The organism is Ruegeria sp. CDSB013 (assembly GCF_059611165.1).
Map to the genome: position 1 here is coordinate 356,885 of NZ_JBXWPA010000001.1, position 15,950 is coordinate 372,834.

The 15,950-nt window shown below is 57.7% G+C and carries 15 protein-coding genes; 5 read left to right on the forward strand and 10 right to left on the reverse strand.

The window, feature by feature from the left end:
• Positions 1 to 228: 228 nt before the first annotated feature.
• Positions 229 to 1,974: a methionine--tRNA ligase gene (gene metG / locus AC2FJF_RS01805; protein WP_496722405.1), complete on the reverse strand. Its 1,746-nt coding sequence runs from the start codon at positions 1,972 to 1,974 to the stop codon at positions 229 to 231.
• Between the two features lie 256 nt (positions 1,975 to 2,230).
• Here metG and AC2FJF_RS01810 point away from each other — a divergent pair, with 256 nt between their 5' ends.
• Together AC2FJF_RS01810 and AC2FJF_RS01815 are read left to right on the forward strand one after the other, a co-directional pair.
• Positions 2,231 to 2,947 carry an OB-fold-containig protein gene (locus tag AC2FJF_RS01810; protein WP_496722407.1) on the forward strand — a complete coding sequence of 239 codons (717 nt, stop codon included), beginning with the start codon at positions 2,231 to 2,233 and terminating at the stop codon, positions 2,945 to 2,947.
• Positions 2,948 to 2,981: 34 nt separating this feature from the next.
• A complete protein-coding gene (locus tag AC2FJF_RS01815) occupies positions 2,982 to 4,652 on the forward strand; it encodes a flotillin family protein (RefSeq protein ID WP_496722409.1) in 1,671 nt (556 codons plus the stop codon).
• A gap of 32 nt (positions 4,653 to 4,684) precedes the next feature.
• On the opposite strand, the gene AC2FJF_RS01820 is transcribed toward AC2FJF_RS01815, so the two are convergent.
• From AC2FJF_RS01820 to AC2FJF_RS01855, 8 genes are all read right to left on the reverse strand, one after another.
• Entirely contained in the window at positions 4,685 to 5,908 is a 1,224-nt protein-coding gene (locus AC2FJF_RS01820; protein ID WP_496722411.1) for an MFS transporter, read from the reverse strand.
• A gap of 80 nt (positions 5,909 to 5,988) precedes the next feature.
• Positions 5,989 to 6,585, reverse strand: a complete 597-nt coding sequence (locus AC2FJF_RS01825) for a YceI family protein (RefSeq protein WP_496722413.1) — start codon at positions 6,583 to 6,585, stop codon at positions 5,989 to 5,991.
• Positions 6,582 to 7,796, reverse strand: coding sequence for an MFS transporter (locus tag AC2FJF_RS01830; RefSeq protein WP_496722415.1), 1,215 nt, complete (start codon positions 7,794 to 7,796; stop codon positions 6,582 to 6,584). Before AC2FJF_RS01830 ends, AC2FJF_RS01825 begins: the two co-directional genes overlap by 4 nt.
• Before the next feature lie 62 nt (positions 7,797 to 7,858).
• Positions 7,859 to 8,479: an ImuA family protein gene (locus AC2FJF_RS01835; RefSeq protein WP_496720082.1), complete on the reverse strand. Its 621-nt coding sequence runs from the start codon at positions 8,477 to 8,479 to the stop codon at positions 7,859 to 7,861.
• A 60-nt stretch (positions 8,480 to 8,539) separates the two neighbouring features.
• Entirely contained in the window at positions 8,540 to 9,121 is a 582-nt protein-coding gene (locus AC2FJF_RS01840) for a retropepsin-like aspartic protease family protein (RefSeq protein WP_496722418.1), read from the reverse strand.
• A 39-nt stretch (positions 9,122 to 9,160) separates the two neighbouring features.
• Complete coding sequence (locus AC2FJF_RS01845; protein WP_496722419.1) at positions 9,161 to 9,784, reverse strand: MarC family protein; 624 nt, start codon at positions 9,782 to 9,784, stop codon at positions 9,161 to 9,163.
• Complete coding sequence (locus AC2FJF_RS01850) at positions 9,781 to 10,173, reverse strand: ACT domain-containing protein (protein WP_496722420.1); 393 nt, start codon at positions 10,171 to 10,173, stop codon at positions 9,781 to 9,783. The genes AC2FJF_RS01845 and AC2FJF_RS01850 overlap by 4 nt, the downstream gene beginning before the upstream one ends.
• Entirely contained in the window at positions 10,170 to 12,020 is a 1,851-nt protein-coding gene (locus AC2FJF_RS01855) for an ABC-F family ATP-binding cassette domain-containing protein (RefSeq protein ID WP_496722422.1), read from the reverse strand. Before AC2FJF_RS01855 ends, AC2FJF_RS01850 begins: the two co-directional genes overlap by 4 nt.
• A gap of 108 nt (positions 12,021 to 12,128) precedes the next feature.
• On the opposite strand from AC2FJF_RS01855, the gene AC2FJF_RS01860 reads away from it, so the two are divergent.
• Positions 12,129 to 13,331, forward strand: coding sequence for a multidrug effflux MFS transporter (locus AC2FJF_RS01860; RefSeq protein WP_496722424.1), 1,203 nt, complete (start codon positions 12,129 to 12,131; stop codon positions 13,329 to 13,331).
• Between the two features lie 114 nt (positions 13,332 to 13,445).
• The gene (gene ndk / locus AC2FJF_RS01865; protein ID WP_496722426.1) at positions 13,446 to 13,868 is read left to right on the forward strand and encodes a nucleoside-diphosphate kinase; all 423 of its coding nucleotides are present in this window, start codon (positions 13,446 to 13,448) and stop codon (positions 13,866 to 13,868) included.
• A gap of 57 nt (positions 13,869 to 13,925) precedes the next feature.
• Here ndk and AC2FJF_RS01870 read toward each other — a convergent pair whose 3' ends face one another.
• The gene (locus AC2FJF_RS01870) at positions 13,926 to 14,273 is read right to left on the reverse strand and encodes a TfoX/Sxy family protein (RefSeq protein ID WP_496722428.1); all 348 of its coding nucleotides are present in this window, start codon (positions 14,271 to 14,273) and stop codon (positions 13,926 to 13,928) included.
• Between the two features lie 162 nt (positions 14,274 to 14,435).
• On the opposite strand from AC2FJF_RS01870, the gene AC2FJF_RS01875 reads away from it, so the two are divergent.
• Positions 14,436 to 15,950 (forward strand): CHAD domain-containing protein, encoded by a 1,515-nt coding sequence (locus AC2FJF_RS01875; RefSeq protein WP_496722430.1) that lies wholly within the window; start codon positions 14,436 to 14,438, stop codon positions 15,948 to 15,950.

The window sequence follows — 15,950 nt, forward strand, 5'->3', positions numbered from 1 at the left end:
TGCCTCGACGAGTCGTGCTGATTTCTTGGCAGGATGGCCGTTTTGGAACTTTATCTCAAGCTTCTTGAATGCGTCAGCTGGGTGGTGTGCCCGGAAATTATTCCGGTTTCAGGCGGACTTACGCCAAGATCCTATGGAGTTTTGGCGCCCAATCCCGGTTTTTGCCCCATTTCAAATGAAAACGGAGGCCAAATGGCCTCCGTAACTATGGTGTTGTGATCCAAAACATCAGTCGCGCTGTCCAGCGAACCTGGATTGCCATTCTTCGCGCTGTTCGTCGGTGATCTTGGCGAACAGTACATCCGGTACGGTGAACGCGTGACCAGCGGGCAGGGCGTCCAGCGCAGCTGCGACATCGTCAGGCCAACTGGTGTCCAATGTGTTCATTGCGCTCAGCATCTTGGCCGAGGCTTCAGGGATGAACGGTGCGCTGAGTACGGCGTAGAGGCGGATCAGGTTCACGCCCAGACGTACCTGAGCGGCGGCCTGTTCAGGGTCTTCCTTGAAGGTCGACCACGGGGCAGCAGCTTGCAGGTATTCGTTGCCCGCAACCCAGATCGCACGCAGTTCCTGCGCGGATTTGCGAACCTCCATCGCCTCCATATGCGTTTCATAGGCGTGGACGCGTTTGGTCAGTTCATCAATCAACGCGTGTTCGCGGTCGCCATAAGCGCCGCCTTCAGGAACTGCCTCACCAAACTTCGAACGGCAGAACTTGGTGATGCGGCTGACAAAGTTACCCAGAACATCCGCCAGGTCCTTGTTCACCGACTGTTGGAAGTTCTCCCATGTGAATTCGCTGTCGCTGCTTTCTGGTGCATGGCTCAGCAGCCACCAGCGCCAATAATCGGCTGGCAGGATTTCCAGCGCCTGATCCATGAACACACCACGGCCCTGGCTGGTCGAGAACTGACCACCATCGTAGTTCAGGTAATTGAACGACTTGATGTAGTCGACAAGCTTCCAACGTTCAGATGACCCAGATTCTTCGTTGTACGTATTGGTGCCCAAAATTGTCGCCGGGAAGGAAAGGGTGTGGAAAGGCACATTGTCCTTGCCCATGAACTGGACATAACGGACATCATCCGCCCCATTGTCGGTGCGCCACCAGCGCTCCCAGTCGGCCTCGGTCCTGCCGTTGGCATTCGCCCATTCCTTCGCGCAGGCGATGTATTCGATCGGCGCGTCGAACCAGACGTAGAAGACTTTGCCCTCCATGCCGGGCCAGTCCTGATCGCCCTTCTTGACCGGTACACCCCATTCCAGATCGCGGGTGATGCCGCGATCCTGAAGACCGTCGCCGTCATGCAGCCATTTCTTAGCAATCGAGGTTGTCAGGATTGGCCAATCGTTCTTGCTGTCGATCCATGCATCCAATTGGTCCTTCATCGCTGATTGACGCAGATACAGGTGTTTGGTCTCGCGCACTTCCAGATCAGTTGAACCGGAAATGGCTGAACGCGGCTCGATCAAATCGGTCGGATCCAACTGTTTGGTACAGTTTTCACACTGGTCGCCCCGCGCGCGCTCATATCCGCAATTGGGGCAGGTGCCTTCGATATAGCGGTCAGGAAGAAAGCGGCCATCGGCGTTGGAATAGACCTGTTTTTCGCTGACTTCGCGGATCAGCCCTGCATCGTCCAGCTTCCCGGCGAAATGCTGGGTCAGCGTCTTGTTCTGCTCGCTGGACGAGCGGCCAAAATGATCAAAGCTCATACCAAAACGCTTGGCGATGTCGGCCTGAACCTCGTACATATCTGCGCAGTATTCAGCCACTGGCTTGCCCGCTTTCGCGGCGGCCAGCTCGGCGGGTGTGCCGTGTTCGTCGGTGGCGCACAGGAACATGACCTCGTTCCCCCGGCCACGCAGGTAGCGCGCGTACAGATCAGCCGGCAATTGCGAGCCGATCAGGTTACCGAGGTGCTTGATCCCGTTGATGTAAGGGATCGCTGAGGTGATGAGAATTCGAGCCATGTTCCGTTTCCGCGTAACTGTCTGCGCGCCCGTCTACATTATGTTACCGGCCAGCAAAACCCCGGCTTTGGTTCGGACGTCATTTTAGGCACGGGTCGCCGGGAAAATCGGACTGAGTTGCAGCCTTGGATTGCGTCGCCGTCATCGCATGCAATACCCCAGAGTTGTAAATTAGAATCACAAACTCTTGAATTTTCACAATGAGTTCCCATCTATATTGTATACCACAGTATACAATAACGAGGGCAAACAACTGATGTTCGACTTTCTGCTCGAGGGTGCATTTGTACCCTTCACTTTGGCGCTTGCGCTTCTGTTCGGCCTGCTTGTGCTGGAACTGATCGCATTGGTCCTGGGTGGAAGCCTTATGGCGGGTGAGGGCGAGGTTGATCTGGACGTTGTTGACGCCCCGGATCTCGATGTTGGTGATTTCGATCTGGATATCGATGCCGATGTCGACCTAGGTGACTTTGAGCTGGCCGAGGTCGAAGCGGACGCGCCTGGCGCGGCCCCTACGGGACCCTTGGCCTGGCTTGGGATCGGCAAAGTGCCGTTCATGATCTGGCTGGTCGTTCTGCTGGCGGGTTTTGGCCTGTCCGGTATGGGCCTGCAGTTGGCGTTGCGCGATCTGCTTGGCTTCGACCTGCCTGCCTGGATGGCCGCGATCCCTGCCGGTGCCTTTGGTCTTTGGTTTGCACGTGGCTTTGGCGGGGTCTTTGCCCGCTTGCTGCCCAAAACCGAGACCGAGGCAATGTCCGAACGGATGCTTGCTCGCCGCCGGGGCGTAATCACACAAGGCACCGCTTCGCGCGGACGCCCGGCTGAGGTGCGTGTCATGGACCGCTTTGGCAACGCCCACTACCTGCGCGCTGAGCCGCTGCAGGACAAAGACGCGCTGAAGCAAGGCACCGATGTGCTGGTGCTGCGCGACCGACGGCGCGACCGGTTCGTTCTGGTCGGCATGTCTGAATAACCAAAATTTCTAACCCCATCACGGAGGATTTTGCATGGAACTTACATTCCTAGCCGTCACAGTTGTGACCATTCTGGCAGTAGTTTTGTTTATCGGCCTTGTGCTTGGCCGTCTTTACCGCCGCGCGACCCGAGAGATCAGCCTGGTGAAAACCGGTGCTGGCGGTAAGAAAGTCATCATGGATGGTGGCGTCATCGTCGTGCCGTTGCTGCACGAAGTCAGCCCCGTCAACATGAAAACCCTGCGCCTTGAGGTTCAGCGCAGCGGTGAGGCCGCTCTGATCACCAAGGACCGGATGCGCGTGGACGTGGGCGTCGAGTTCTACGTCTCGGTCATGGCGACAGAAGAGGGCATCGCACGTGCTGCGCAAACCCTTGGCGACCGTACATTCGACGTCGAACAGCTACGGGAAATGATCGAAGGCAAATTGATCGACGGTCTGCGCGCTGTTGCGGCCCAGATGACGATGGACGGTCTGCACGAAAACCGCGCTGACTTTGTGCAAGAAGTGCAGAATGCGGTATCCGAGGATCTGTTGAAGAACGGACTGTCACTGGAATCCGTCTCGCTGACCGCGTTGGATCAGACGCCGTTTGAGGCTCTGGACGAAAACAACGCCTTTAATGCTGTGGGTATGCGCAAGCTGGCCGAGGTCATTGCGACCTCGAAAAAAGAGCGCGCGCAGATTGATGCCGATGCCGAGGTCGAGGTACGTCGTGCAGCGATGGAAGCTCAGCGTCAGAAGCTGTTGATCGAAAAGGACGAAGAGCAGGCGCGCATCGAGCAGACGCAACAGGTCGAAACCCTGCGCGTTGCGCAAGAGGCCGAGATCGCTGCGCGAACCGAAGACTCGGTGCGTGAAACAGAACGCGCCCGGATTGCGCGGGAAGAAGCGATCCGTTCGGCGGACATTGAGCGTGAGCGTAAAATCCGCGAGGCCGAGATCTCGAAAGAGCGTGAACTGGAAGTGGCCGAGCAAGAGCGTCAGATCATCATCGCGCAGAAATCCGAAGAGGAAAGCCGCGCGCGTGCATCTGCTGATTTGGCCCGTGCCGAGGCGACCAAAGCGACCGAAGCCGTGGCGACCGCGCAGAAGGTTGCCGAGGCTGAGCGTATCAAGCAGATCGCCCTGATTGAAGCCACGCGTGAAGCTGAACGTCAGGCGACGGCGATCCGACTGGCTGCGCAAGCTGACAAAGAAGCCGCTGCTGACCGCGCCGAAGCGCGTCGTGAAGAGGCACAGGCCGAAGCGGACGCTCTAAACATTCGGGCTGAGGCCAAGAAGAACGACATGCTGGCCGAAGCCGAAGGTAAGCGTGCGATCGTCGAAGCAGACAACGTGCTGTCAGTGGATCAGATCCGCATGAAGGTTGATCTGGCACGCATTGAAACCATGCCGTCGATTATTGCGGAGATGGTCAAACCGGCTGAGAAGATCGACTCGATCAAGATCCATCAGGTCGGCGGTATCGGTGGCGCCAATGGCGGCGGCGCATCGAACGGTGACAAGCCGGTCGTCAATCAGGCGCTGGACTCGATCATGGGAATGGCGGTGCAGATGCCGGCGCTCAAGAAGCTGGGTGAAGAGCTTGGCTTGTCGATGGAAAACGGTGTCGGCGGTGTCGTCAACGGTGCGCTTGAATCAACGGTCGAACCTGCCGAAGAGGGCGGCGTGATCGAAGAAGAATCGCGGACTGAACACTAATCGAAAGGGGCCGGGGTTTTCCCGGCCCTTTCTTATTGCCTTTCACGCGACCGTTTCAGCAGACGACCAATCGTGAAAGATGTGCGTGGCGCGTAGACATAGTTTGTCCGCTCTTCGGGCGTCGGGCGTGAGCGCATTCGGGCCAGGCCAAAGATGATCAGGAAAACATGGCCGATGGCCACAAATGCAAATAGCGCTCCGGGTCCGAACTGCTGAATCAGTGTCGATGAAATATAGGGCGAGGCTATCGCACCCAAAGCGAACCAGAACATCAGTGCCGCGGATAGCTCAACCCGTTCTTCTGCCGTTGCAAAGTCGTTCGCATGGGCGGAAGAGACTGAGAAGATCGGGAAGGTTGTCAGGCCAAAGAAAACAGCGGCTAGCATGACGCCTACCGTTCCTGTTCCGCTGGCCGCCATTGTGACTCCGCTGCTGACGACCGCAGCAACGGACAGCCAGATCAACACCCAGCGCCTGTCATATTTGTCGGCCAGCCAGCCCACTGGGTACTGCGCCAGTGCGCCGCCCAATACGAATGACGCCAGGAAGAATGCGATTTGGTCCACGTCCAGCCCAACTTCCTGACCGTAAACCGGACCAACCATCCGAAACGACGCAGAGCTGAGCGCCGCAACGATCACCCCTGCAACAGCCAGAGGCGAGCTGCGCCAGGCCAGTTTGGGCTTTAGCCGAGGGGCGTCGGGTGTTTTCGGCTGACTGGCCCGTGTCAACGTCAGCGGCAAAAGGGACGCGCAGCACAGAATCGCCAGCAAGTTGTAGGACACGTATGATGCAGGCGGCAGAACCGCGATGATCAACTGTGCGCACAGAGACGCGCCCATATCCGCGATGCGATAAGTCCCCATGGCGCGGCCGCGCGTTTCGTTTGTGACCTTGGCGTTCAGCCATGCTTCGATCACCGTATAGGCCCCGGCGACACAGGTTCCGGATGCGACTCGAAGGGCTGCCCAGATGTACGGGTTTTCGGTCAACGTATGCCCAATAAGACCCATCGCACCCAAGGCCGTGCAGACCGCAAAAGCGCGCGAATGTCCGACACTGCCCATCAGGCGGGGGGACCACCAGCAGCCAATGAAGAAGCCAACAAAATGGGCCGAACCCAACATACCGATTTGTCCGGTCGTGAACCCAAGCGTGATGCCGGATATCGCATCCAAAGGACCAACGCCGCCCGTCGAGAGCTGCAGAAGAATGACAGAAAGAAACAGGGCGGCAAAAGAAATGATCGTGCGCATAGTGCGCCCAGCATTACCCCATCAGCGAGCGTTGCGCGTGATAATTCGACCTCTGCGCGTCGTTTTTTGTCCTTTGGGTGTCAGGCCTTGCGGGTCAACTCGGCCCGGATGTTCAAAGACACGGTCTCGGCGACCAGATCGGGATAACCAGAGGCGCCGAATTCGTGACGGTTCAACGCGCCCGACAGTCGAATTGACAATGCGTTCAGATCATCAGCCTCGGATCCGGGTTGACGGTACAGATTGGCTTGCAGGGTCACCGGGCGCGTGACCCCCCGCACCGTCAGGTCTCCGGTGATAGTTGCGCCTTCGGAAATGCGGCCTGTTGGGCCAAGCTGAATTCGGGTGGATTTGAACGTTATGGTCGGAAATTCCTGCGCGTTCAGAACGCTTTTGCTTAGCATCGGGCCGCGGGCAAAGGGCAAGCGGGTGCGCGCCGCGGCTACATTCAGTACGACGGTGACACGGCTGTTTTGTAACTGATCCGTGTCGACCCGAATATCTGCTGATTGGATCGGCATCGTGCCTGACTGCGCAACCCCCGAAAGCATGAAGGAAAATCCGACGGACGTTCCGGCTCGAGACAATTCATATTGGACCAACGCAGCATGAGTTGGCCGTGCCAACGGAAGGCTCGCCAGACCCGCAATCAGAAAGCGCCGCGTCAATGATCTCATGCCAAAACCTCTTGTCTGTGGGCGCGCGAGCGGCTGAGCAGAAACAGCAGAATTCCGATGTTCAGGCCGTTCCATAGAATGCCGTTTACGAAAGCCAGTTGGTAATTGCCGGTAACGTCATAAATCCAGCCGGACATCCATCCCCCCAGCGCCATGCCCATGATCGTCATCATCATGACAAACCCCACGCGCGCGCCGGCCTCTCGCGGGGGCATATATTCGCGCACGATAAGGGCATAGCCGGGAACGATGCCGCCTTGTGACAGGCCAAAAAGCAGGCTGATCAGGTAGAGTGAGACCATCCCGTCATAAGGCAAGAACAGGAACAGTGCGAGGCATTGAAGAACCGAGCCGATCAGAACCGTCAGAACGCCGCCAAGTTGATCGGCGGCCATGCCTGATATTACTCGGCTGATCACACCTCCGAACAGCATCAGGGACAACATCTCGGCGCCGACTGTGGGTCCGTAACCCAGCCCGACGCAATAGGACACGATATGCACCTGAGGCATCGACATCGCGACACAGCACGAAATACCGGCCAGACCGAGGATGTATTGAAGTGCCCGGGGGGAAATACCAACGCTGCGCGCCTTGATTTGTGCGGCAGATGCTGCGGTGCTGTGCGCCTCGGCCGGGACCTGTCGACGCAACAGTAGGGACAGGGGGATAACGACCAGCAACGTTATGACAGCCAGCGTCAGGTAGACCTGTTGCCAGCCATCGCGTGTGAGTATGCCGGACAGCAAGGTCGGCCAGATGGCCCCGGACAGATAGTTTCCGCTTGCCACCAGACCCACGGCGATCCCGCGGCGTTTCATGAACCAGTGCGAGATGTCAGCGATCAATGGTCCAAAGCCGATGGATGCCCCGAGGCCCAATAGAAGATGTGCGACGGACAACATCACAATATTGGGCGCCAGTGTCGCCAGCAGATAGCTGGTGGCGCTGAGGATTGCGGCCCCGATCAGGGCCTTGGTCACGCCCAGCCGATCCACCAACTGCCCCATCCAAAAATTGCCAAGGGCGAATCCGATCATGGCCAATGTGTAAGGCATCGCGGCCTCGGCACGTCCGGCGTTGAATTGGGTTTCGATGGCGGGCATCACAACGATGACGGCCCACATTCCCACATTGGCCACGGTTGCGATGATCAAAGTGATCGCAAGTCGCAGCCAGGAGTATCGGCTATCGTGGATCGCGTGGCTCATCCTGAAACGCTAGGGCTCGGCCCTTGCTTTGGCCAGTCACAAACCCCGTGAGGGGGGCGTGATCACACGGGTGTGTCTTCTGTGGCGATCTGTTGCAGGTGCAAACCGGCTCGCGGTTTGGTCTGCGTGGCATGCCAGCTGACCGGGGGCAGGGCGCGGGCGCGGCGGCGGGTTAGGGTCCAGCGCCGGGCCTCTGCCTGATGGTTTGCGGCCATGTGCCAGCGCGTCTCTACCCCCTGTGCACCACCGTCACCAGGGGTCAGCAGCATCCCAAGCGGAGCCCGCCCCATCGCACCACCCTGTTCTGCGGCCAGATGCATGCGCCGCACTGGCGTCAGCCCCGGCGCGCCCGGCAGATCACCGACAACCAGAGGCATGGCCGCGCTGCGCAGCGCCTCTTCTACGCACCACAGCAGGTCTTCGGACCGGGTCGGGCGCACAAAGATGAACCGGGCGGGGTCGGCAAAGGCCATCATGCCATCGGGATTAAGCTGGCCGGGCTCCCATGCGGGCGCGATCCACAGCACCGGCCCCTGCATCTGCCCCGCCAGCCACATGGCAAAGCTGCGCCGGGCGGGGCCGCAAGCCTCGTGCACGCGGGCCAGTTGCAGTCTGATCTGCGGATGAAGATCTATCCCCGGCACCTCACGTGCGGGTTTGCGGCCAAGAAGATGTGTAGACATGCTGTCAGGTTAGCATGTTCTTGTTTTGTTCTCAATTGTGGAATTGCGACAACGGACGTCTTAACGCGACAAAAGCAGGCGGCCATTGGCGAACTGGATATTCGAGAACCGATGCAGGTAATCCATACCCAGCAAGGATTTGTCCAATTCCCCTTCGTTTACCCAGGCCGAGATATTCTGGTCCGTGATCGGCCCCAATGCCAGCGTGTCCAGGCGCACCGGCGCGGTACGCACAACGCCATTGGCCGTATTTGCCCGGCCGAAATAATTCAACTGATCGGGATCAATCCCAACACGTTCGGCATCCCGCGAGCTTAGAACAATCTGGCTTGCGCCAGTGTCCACCAGAAAGGTGATCGGTTCTCCGTTCACATCAATGGGCAGATAATAGTGTCCGTCGGAGGCGCGCGGAACCTCTATGGTCTGACCGGTGACATTCATTTGCGGGGCAGGGCCAACAGTGGTGCGGATGTCTTCCCACAGGCCGACAACGGCAATGACACCGATAAAGATAAAGACCCACGCCAAAGCCTGTTGCAGCGTTTTGTTCAAAGACTGGCGGTTTTGCGCGACAAACCACGCCACAACGGCCGTACCAAGCACGGCCAGATATACCAAACGTCCAATGTTGTCGCCGTCCATAGCGCTCCTCACCATATTCACTGAAAGATATATGGGGTTTTACGACGCAAATCCAAAGGCCTTGAGGCCGTCCAGGATGAATTGAACCGACAACGCCGCCAGCAGCATCCCCAACAGCCGCGTCAATACGTTCAGGCCGGTTTTGCCCAGCAAGCGCGCAATCAGGCCGCCGGACAGGAAGAAGGTCAAAACCACGGCCATGACGGCCAGCATGACGATACAGGCCTCGACAATGCCAAGAATACCCGGGTGCTGTCCGGCCAGCAGGATAATCGTCGCAATTGATCCGGGACCGGCGACCAGCGGAATGGCCAGCGGGAACACGGACGGGTCGTGGTGTTCCTCTTCTTCCTCGACTCGGTCTTCACGGCGTTTGGTGCGTCGTTCGAACAGCATGTCCAATGCTGTAAGGAACAACAACGCGCCCCCGGCGACCTTGAAGGCCTCCATCGAGATACCGACAAAACCCAGCACCGCTTCGCCAAAGGCGGCAAAGGCAATGAGTATGCCAGAGGCCACAGCACAGGTGCGATAGGCGGTCCGGCGACGGGCGCGGGCGTCCATGTCCTGAGTTAAAGCCACAAAAATCGGCGCGGTGCCAAAGGGGTCAATCACCACGAACAGGGTGGTGAAGGCAGTGATGAAAAAGGCGAAGTCGATCATTTGCCGGCACCTTGTTGGAGGTCTAACAGAACGGCCACAGCTTTTCCCGCCAGATTGCTTGGAACATAGACGTGGTCATGGTGATACCCCGCGACCATGTTTGCCGGAATTCTACTTTGGGCAAGAGCATCGGACACAGCGGCAGTCAAGCCAACGCCTTCCAGTGAGGAATGAACCCGCAACGTTATGCACTTCATACTGATGGCGCCAGCGGGTGCTGCGTCGATTGGCACGATAAGGGACAGTCCTTCGGCCTCCATGCAACTGGCCCGCGTTCCTTCGGGCCAAGCTTTGTCATGCGGCCAAACAACAAAGGCGAATTCTGCGTCCTGAAGTTCAGGGCGCATGCCTGCGATCATGGCAGTCGTTTCGATTACGGGTTTCGTCATGTCGCTTCGGCCTTTTCAAGACGCTCTGCGGCGACAACCCAAAGGGCCTCGGCTTTTTGCATGGCTTCGACCACTTCGGCAAATTTCCGGTTCCACGTTGCAAGATCGTTTTTCCTGTCGTCCTCGTAAAGCGCAGGATCTGCCAGTTTGGCCGACAGTTTATCATGCATATCCGTTAGCTTCTCGATCCGGTCCTCGCATTTGCGAAGATCCGCCCGCAGGTTCAGCACTGCCTCGCGCGAGGGGCGCTTGGGCTTGATCACTTGCGGTTTCTCTTTGGCCGGTTTGTCGCGTCCCAGCAGCATGGTGCGATAGGTCTCGAGATCTCCCTCGAAAGGTTTGACCGTTCCGTCCGAAACCAGCCACAGATGGTCCGCGACCAGCGACAATAGGTGCATATCGTGGCTGACCAGAACCACCGCACCGGAATAGGCGGTCAACGCTTCGACCAGCGCCTCACGGCTTTCGATATCCAGGTGGTTGGTCGGCTCGTCCAGGATCAACATATGCGGCGCGTCGATGGTGGCGATCAGCAGAGACAGGCGTGCCTTCTGGCCGCCCGATAGACGACCAACCTTGGTTTCAGCCTGATCCGCGTTCAGCCCGAACCCCGCCAGACGCGACCGCCACTTGCCCGGCGCCTCGTTCGGGCGCAGGCGTCGCAGATGGTCCAGCGGCGATTCGTCCACATAAAGCTCATCCACCTGATGCTGCGCAAAATAACCAATCCGCAGCTTGTTGCTGCGGGTCATCTTGCCAGTCATTAAAGGCAGGCGGTCGGACAGCAGCTTGGACAGGGTCGACTTGCCCTGACCGTTCTTGCCCAGCAGCGCGATCCGGTCATCCTGGTCAATACGCAGGTTCAAGCGGCGCAGCACCTCGGTTTCACCATAGCCCGTCACGCCGCCTTCAATCTGAATGATCGGCGGGGACAGCTCTTCTGGCTCTGGGAAGGAGAATGCGCGCAGAGCGGCCTCTTGAGGGGTTGAAACCAGCTGAATGCGCTCGATCATTTTCAAGCGTGACTGGGCCTGAACTGCCTTGGATGCCTTGTAGCGGAAGCGATCCACGAAACTCTGCAGATGGGCGATCCGGGCCTTGGCTTTCACGTTCTCGGATTCCGCCTGTGCCAGTCGTTCAGCGCGGCGTTCGGCGAATTTGTCATAAGGAACCGCGTAATAGGTCAGCTTGCGGTCTTCCAAATGTAGGATCGACCCCACCGCGCGGTTCAGCAGCCCGCGGTCGTGGCTGATGATAATGACGGTATGCGGATATTTGGCCAAATAGCTCTCCAGCCACAGCGCACCTTCGAGGTCCAGATAGTTCGTAGGCTCGTCCAGCAGCAGCAGATCGGGCTGTGAAAACAGCACAGCCGCCAACGCCACGCGCATCCGCCAGCCGCCCGAGAAGTCGGAGCAGGGGCGCAACTGGTCGTCATCATCAAACCCAAGACCTTTGAGGATCGAGGCAGCGCGCGCCTCGGCAGACCAGGCGTCGATATCTACCAGTCGTGTCTGGATTTCGGCGATACGTGTGGGGTCGGTCGCGGTGTCGGCCTCGTCCATCAGCGCACTGCGCTCAGTATCGGCCGCCAGAACCGTGTTGATGAGCGACACATCCGAGGAGGGCACCTCTTGCGCCACTCCGCCAATCCGCGCGCGCTTGGGAATTGTGATATTGCCGGATTCCAGCGCCAATTCGCCCCGGATCAGCCGGAACAGGGTTGTCTTCCCCGTGCCGTTCCTCCCCACAAGGCCTACCTTGTGCCCATCGGGAATGGTTGCGCTGGCCCCATCGAACAGAGGGCGGCCTTCAACCGCGTAGGTTATGTCTTGAATCCGTAGCATGACGCGCTCTTAGCAGAGCCTTGGTGCCGCCGCCAGCAGCTTGATATGTTCAATATCCAGGCAATGTGTTAGCGCTGATCCGGTTGGCATTACTCGACGGTTTTCATCATGCGCGCGGCTCAGACGCCTCCTTCTTTGGTCACTTTGATCTTCGCTACGGCGTTGTCGGTGCTGTCGTTGAACATGTTCCTGCCGTCGCTTGCGAGGATGGCCGAGGGCTTTCAGGTCGACTACGGACTGATTAACTTGTCAGTCGCCGGGTATCTGGCGGTGTCCGCCGTGTTGCAATTGATCATGGGGCCGTTGTCCGACCGATATGGTCGCAGACCGATCCTGTTGATTTGTATGGTATTTTTCACAGTGGCCTCCGTTGGCTGCGTATTGGCCGAGTCGATCTGGATATTCCTCGGTTTCCGTCTGCTTCAAGCAGCGGTGGTGGCCGGACCCGTGCTGTCCAGCGCCTCGATCAGGGATCTCTATGCCCCGAACGAGGCCGCCAGCAAACTGGGCTATGTTGCGATGGCAATGGCTTTGGCACCGATGCTAGGCCCAATGCTGGGCGGCGCACTGGATATGCTGTTCGGTTGGCGAGCCGGGTTCATTTTGTACTCGGTCCTGGGGGCGGGGATGCTGGTGCTCTTGTGGGCGGACATGGGTGAGACAAATGCGAACCGATCCGCAACATTCTCGGCTCAGCTAAAGGAATACCCGCACCTGTTTCGCGCGCGTAGGTTCTGGGGTTACGCGCTGTGTGCCGCGTTCTCGATCGGCGGGTTCTTCAGCTTTATCACCGGTGCGCCATTGGTCGCCGCGGTCTGGTTCGACCTGAGCCCTGCCATGCTGGGTCTGGGGATCGGAATTATTACCGGCGGCTTCATGGTGGGCAATTTCATTACCGGGCGCATAGCAGCACACACGAAGCTGACGACGATGATCCTGATCGGTCGGGTCGTTGCCTCGATTGGCCCTTTCTGCGGGTTGCTGCTGTTCACAGCAGGTCTGGGCTCGGTCTGGGTGTTTTTCGGCTCGGCAATTTGCGTGGGCTTCGGTAACGGGCTGACGAATGCCAACGCCTCGGCCGGCGTAATGTCCGTGCGACCCAATCTGGCGGGCAGCGCCGCGGGGCTTTCTGGTGCGCTGATCGTGGCGTTGGGAGCCATTCTGACCTTGATGACCGGCGCATTTGTTAGCCCCGAAAATGGGCCCTATCTGGTGTTGGGCATGATGTTCGCCAGCAGCTTTGTCGGATTGCTTGCGGTGCTTTACGTTCGCCGGATCGACGCGTCAGAGCCCTTGCCGGACACAATCTGATCGCCAAGACCCATTGGCGCAATCATTCCACTTTTCATGAGGCACATACCGTGTTAGGCGGCGCGCGATGGATTTCGGCGCGTACCTCGCGCCATATAGTAAGGAGAGGCCGATATGGCACTGGAACGCACATTCTCGATCATCAAACCTGATGCAACCCGTCGCAACCTGACTGGCAAGATCAACGCCAAGTTCGAAGACGCTGGCCTGCGCATCGTTGCGCAAAAGCGCATTCACATGACCAAAGCTCAGGCTGGCAAGTTCTACGACGTGCATGCCGAGCGTCCGTTCTATGACGAACTGTGCGAATTCATGTCCTCCGAGCCGGTTGTCGTTCAGGTTCTGGAAGGCGAAGGCGCCATTGCAAAGAACCGCGAAGTCATGGGCGCAACCAACCCCGCAGACGCAGCACCCGGCACCATCCGCGCCGAGTTCGCTGAATCGGTTGGCGAAAACTCGGTCCACGGTTCGGACGCGCCTGAAACTGCTGCCGTTGAAATCGCGTACTTCTTCTCGGGCATCGAACTGGTCGGCTAATCCGCCGTCAGACGAAGTTCAGGGCCGTATCCCATTGGGGGTGCGGCCTTTTTCGTTTCAGACCTGTTTAAGATCTTTCGGCGCAACGCGTATACCTATCGCATCCAGATCAGAAATCATCTGGGTTTCCGGGGCGGTGCTGACGCTGGTTTTTATCGCGTCGAACTTTTCGCGCAGCGCCTTCTTTTCCTCGCCCTTGCAGTCGTTCCAGGCGCGCCCCTGTAATCCCATCACCAGCACGTAGTATCCAATGAAATGCGGCCGGGTTCCCGCCTGTAATAGCCGTGCGTAGGCCTCATCCGCCCCCAAATCGCGCAATTCCTGCGCAGAATGAATGCCTGCGCGTGCGCAGGATTGCTCAAAAGCCGGGCCGAGATTGCGGATCGATGAAACAGGATCAGACATACCCCCGTCTTAGCCAAATGTCCGGACAGAGTCATTCGGTTGTTCGAGCAGAATCAGATGTTCTGGTCATTGCTGTTGATCAACGGAGTTAGTCGTTGATCGGATCGCAGGAATATGAATTCATGATCACGTACTGGATCCTCGGTGAAAGGGACGCTCTTAATGGCTCGGGTCAAAAACTGTTTTGTTATCCCGGGAGCATTCGATGAGGCGGGTTTTACCAAATCTTTAAAAGAACTGGCATTGCGGTTTGAGGCCGCTGAACCTGCTGGAAATTTTGATATTCTGGATTGTCATGACCAATCCCTCAGGGCATCTGCCAAAGTTTTGATCGAGACCGATGAGTCTTTGATCCTTTTGCACGGTGCCCGAGCCGTAACCCAGTGGTGCAAGGGTAAGGGCAAGTTCGTGCAGGAATTGCCTGTCGGACCCGTCAAGGCAGGTCTAGCGGGCTTTCCCAAGTTGCGCGCGTTGATGAGCGTCGGGGCGGGCAGGGCCAAACACCGCTCGTTTGCCATTCTGGGTGACCTGCAAAAGACGCAAGTGCGCGGCACGATGATGTTGATGTCCTCGGATCAGGGGCAGGTAACAGTTGTAACCGTTCAACACATGCGCGGATATGACCGGGCGTATAGGACTGTTTGTGAAAAGCTGACTAAGTTGGAGGCTGGCAAAAGCAAGGCGAAGCCATTGTTCGACTGGTTGTTTCCCGACGCGACCATATACAGGGCCAAGCCCGAAATCCGCGTTAGTAAACAAGAACCATCAATTGAAGTCGCCACCAACATCATTCGCACCTATCTGGCGGTCGCGCGCCAAAATGAGGCTGGCGTGATCGATGATATCGATACTGAATTTCTGCATGACTACCGCGTTTCTCTGCGCCGCGTGCGATCTGTGATCAGCCTGTTCAAGGGTGTGTTTTCGCCCGAACAAACCGCTGCACTAAAGCGCGAGTTTTCCGGTTTGATGGAACCCACTAGTCGCGTTCGGGATTTGGATGTCTATCTGTTGGAAAAAGACAGTTACTTCAATCTTATACCGCCGAACCTTCATGAAGGTGCCGTGACCATGTTTGCGCAATTCGAAAAGGAACGCAGCCAGGCACTTGGCCGTCTGTCCCGGCGCTTTCGGACGCAGAGCTATGACAATCAGATGAAAAAGTTGACCGAGCTATTTGCTGATCCGACAAACCTGCAGCCTGGCCCAAATGCAGATCGGCCTGCCTATGAATATGCGCGCGCGCTGATCTGGAAGCGATATCGCAAAACCTGCAAACTGGCGCGACGTATCACCTCGGACACGCCTGATGAAGATGTTCATAAGTTGCGGATCGACTGCAAAAAACTGCGTTATCTTATGGAGTTCTTTGCCCCTTTGTTCGTTGAAAAGGCATTTAAAACGATCATCAAGCCATTGAAAAGGCTGCAGGATAATTTGGGTCTATTCAATGATTTCTCGGTCCAACAAGAGGCGCTTCTGAGCTTTGTTAAACAGCACACCAATATGCAAGGCCGCGCTGATGCGCAGTTGGCCTTGTCCGTGGGCGGGCTGATTTCTGTTCTGGATCAACTCCAAAAGGCAGAACGCGACCGAGTCATTGCAAATTTCAAGCACTTCGACAGCCCGGACATCCGGCACCTGTTCCGCAGTTTGTTTCATCAAAAGGAGGGCTGA

Excerpts from the sequence above, each read along its gene's own strand:
- metG (WP_496722405.1), bottom strand. The coding sequence starts at position 1,974 with ATGGCTCGAATTCTCATCACCTCAGCGATCCCTTACATCAACGGGATC.
- AC2FJF_RS01870 (WP_496722428.1), bottom strand. The coding sequence starts at position 14,273 with ATGTCTGATCCTGTTTCATCGATCCGCAATCTCGGCCCGGCTTTTGAG.
- ndk (WP_496722426.1), top strand. The coding sequence starts at position 13,446 with ATGGCACTGGAACGCACATTCTCGATCATCAAACCTGATGCAACCCGT.
- AC2FJF_RS01845 (WP_496722419.1), bottom strand. The coding sequence starts at position 9,784 with ATGATCGACTTCGCCTTTTTCATCACTGCCTTCACCACCCTGTTCGTG.
- AC2FJF_RS01855 (WP_496722422.1), bottom strand. The coding sequence starts at position 12,020 with ATGCTACGGATTCAAGACATAACCTACGCGGTTGAAGGCCGCCCTCTG.
- AC2FJF_RS01835 (WP_496720082.1), bottom strand. The coding sequence starts at position 8,479 with ATGTCTACACATCTTCTTGGCCGCAAACCCGCACGTGAGGTGCCGGGG.
- AC2FJF_RS01820 (WP_496722411.1), bottom strand. The coding sequence starts at position 5,908 with ATGCGCACGATCATTTCTTTTGCCGCCCTGTTTCTTTCTGTCATTCTT.
- AC2FJF_RS01850 (WP_496722420.1), bottom strand. The coding sequence starts at position 10,173 with ATGACGAAACCCGTAATCGAAACGACTGCCATGATCGCAGGCATGCGC.
- AC2FJF_RS01810 (WP_496722407.1), top strand. The coding sequence starts at position 2,231 with ATGTTCGACTTTCTGCTCGAGGGTGCATTTGTACCCTTCACTTTGGCG.
- AC2FJF_RS01875 (WP_496722430.1), top strand. The coding sequence starts at position 14,436 with ATGGCTCGGGTCAAAAACTGTTTTGTTATCCCGGGAGCATTCGATGAG.
- AC2FJF_RS01825 (WP_496722413.1), bottom strand. The coding sequence starts at position 6,585 with ATGAGATCATTGACGCGGCGCTTTCTGATTGCGGGTCTGGCGAGCCTT.
- AC2FJF_RS01860 (WP_496722424.1), top strand. The coding sequence starts at position 12,129 with ATGCGCGCGGCTCAGACGCCTCCTTCTTTGGTCACTTTGATCTTCGCT.
- AC2FJF_RS01840 (WP_496722418.1), bottom strand. The coding sequence starts at position 9,121 with ATGGACGGCGACAACATTGGACGTTTGGTATATCTGGCCGTGCTTGGT.
- AC2FJF_RS01830 (WP_496722415.1), bottom strand. The coding sequence starts at position 7,796 with ATGAGCCACGCGATCCACGATAGCCGATACTCCTGGCTGCGACTTGCG.
- AC2FJF_RS01815 (WP_496722409.1), top strand. The coding sequence starts at position 2,982 with ATGGAACTTACATTCCTAGCCGTCACAGTTGTGACCATTCTGGCAGTA.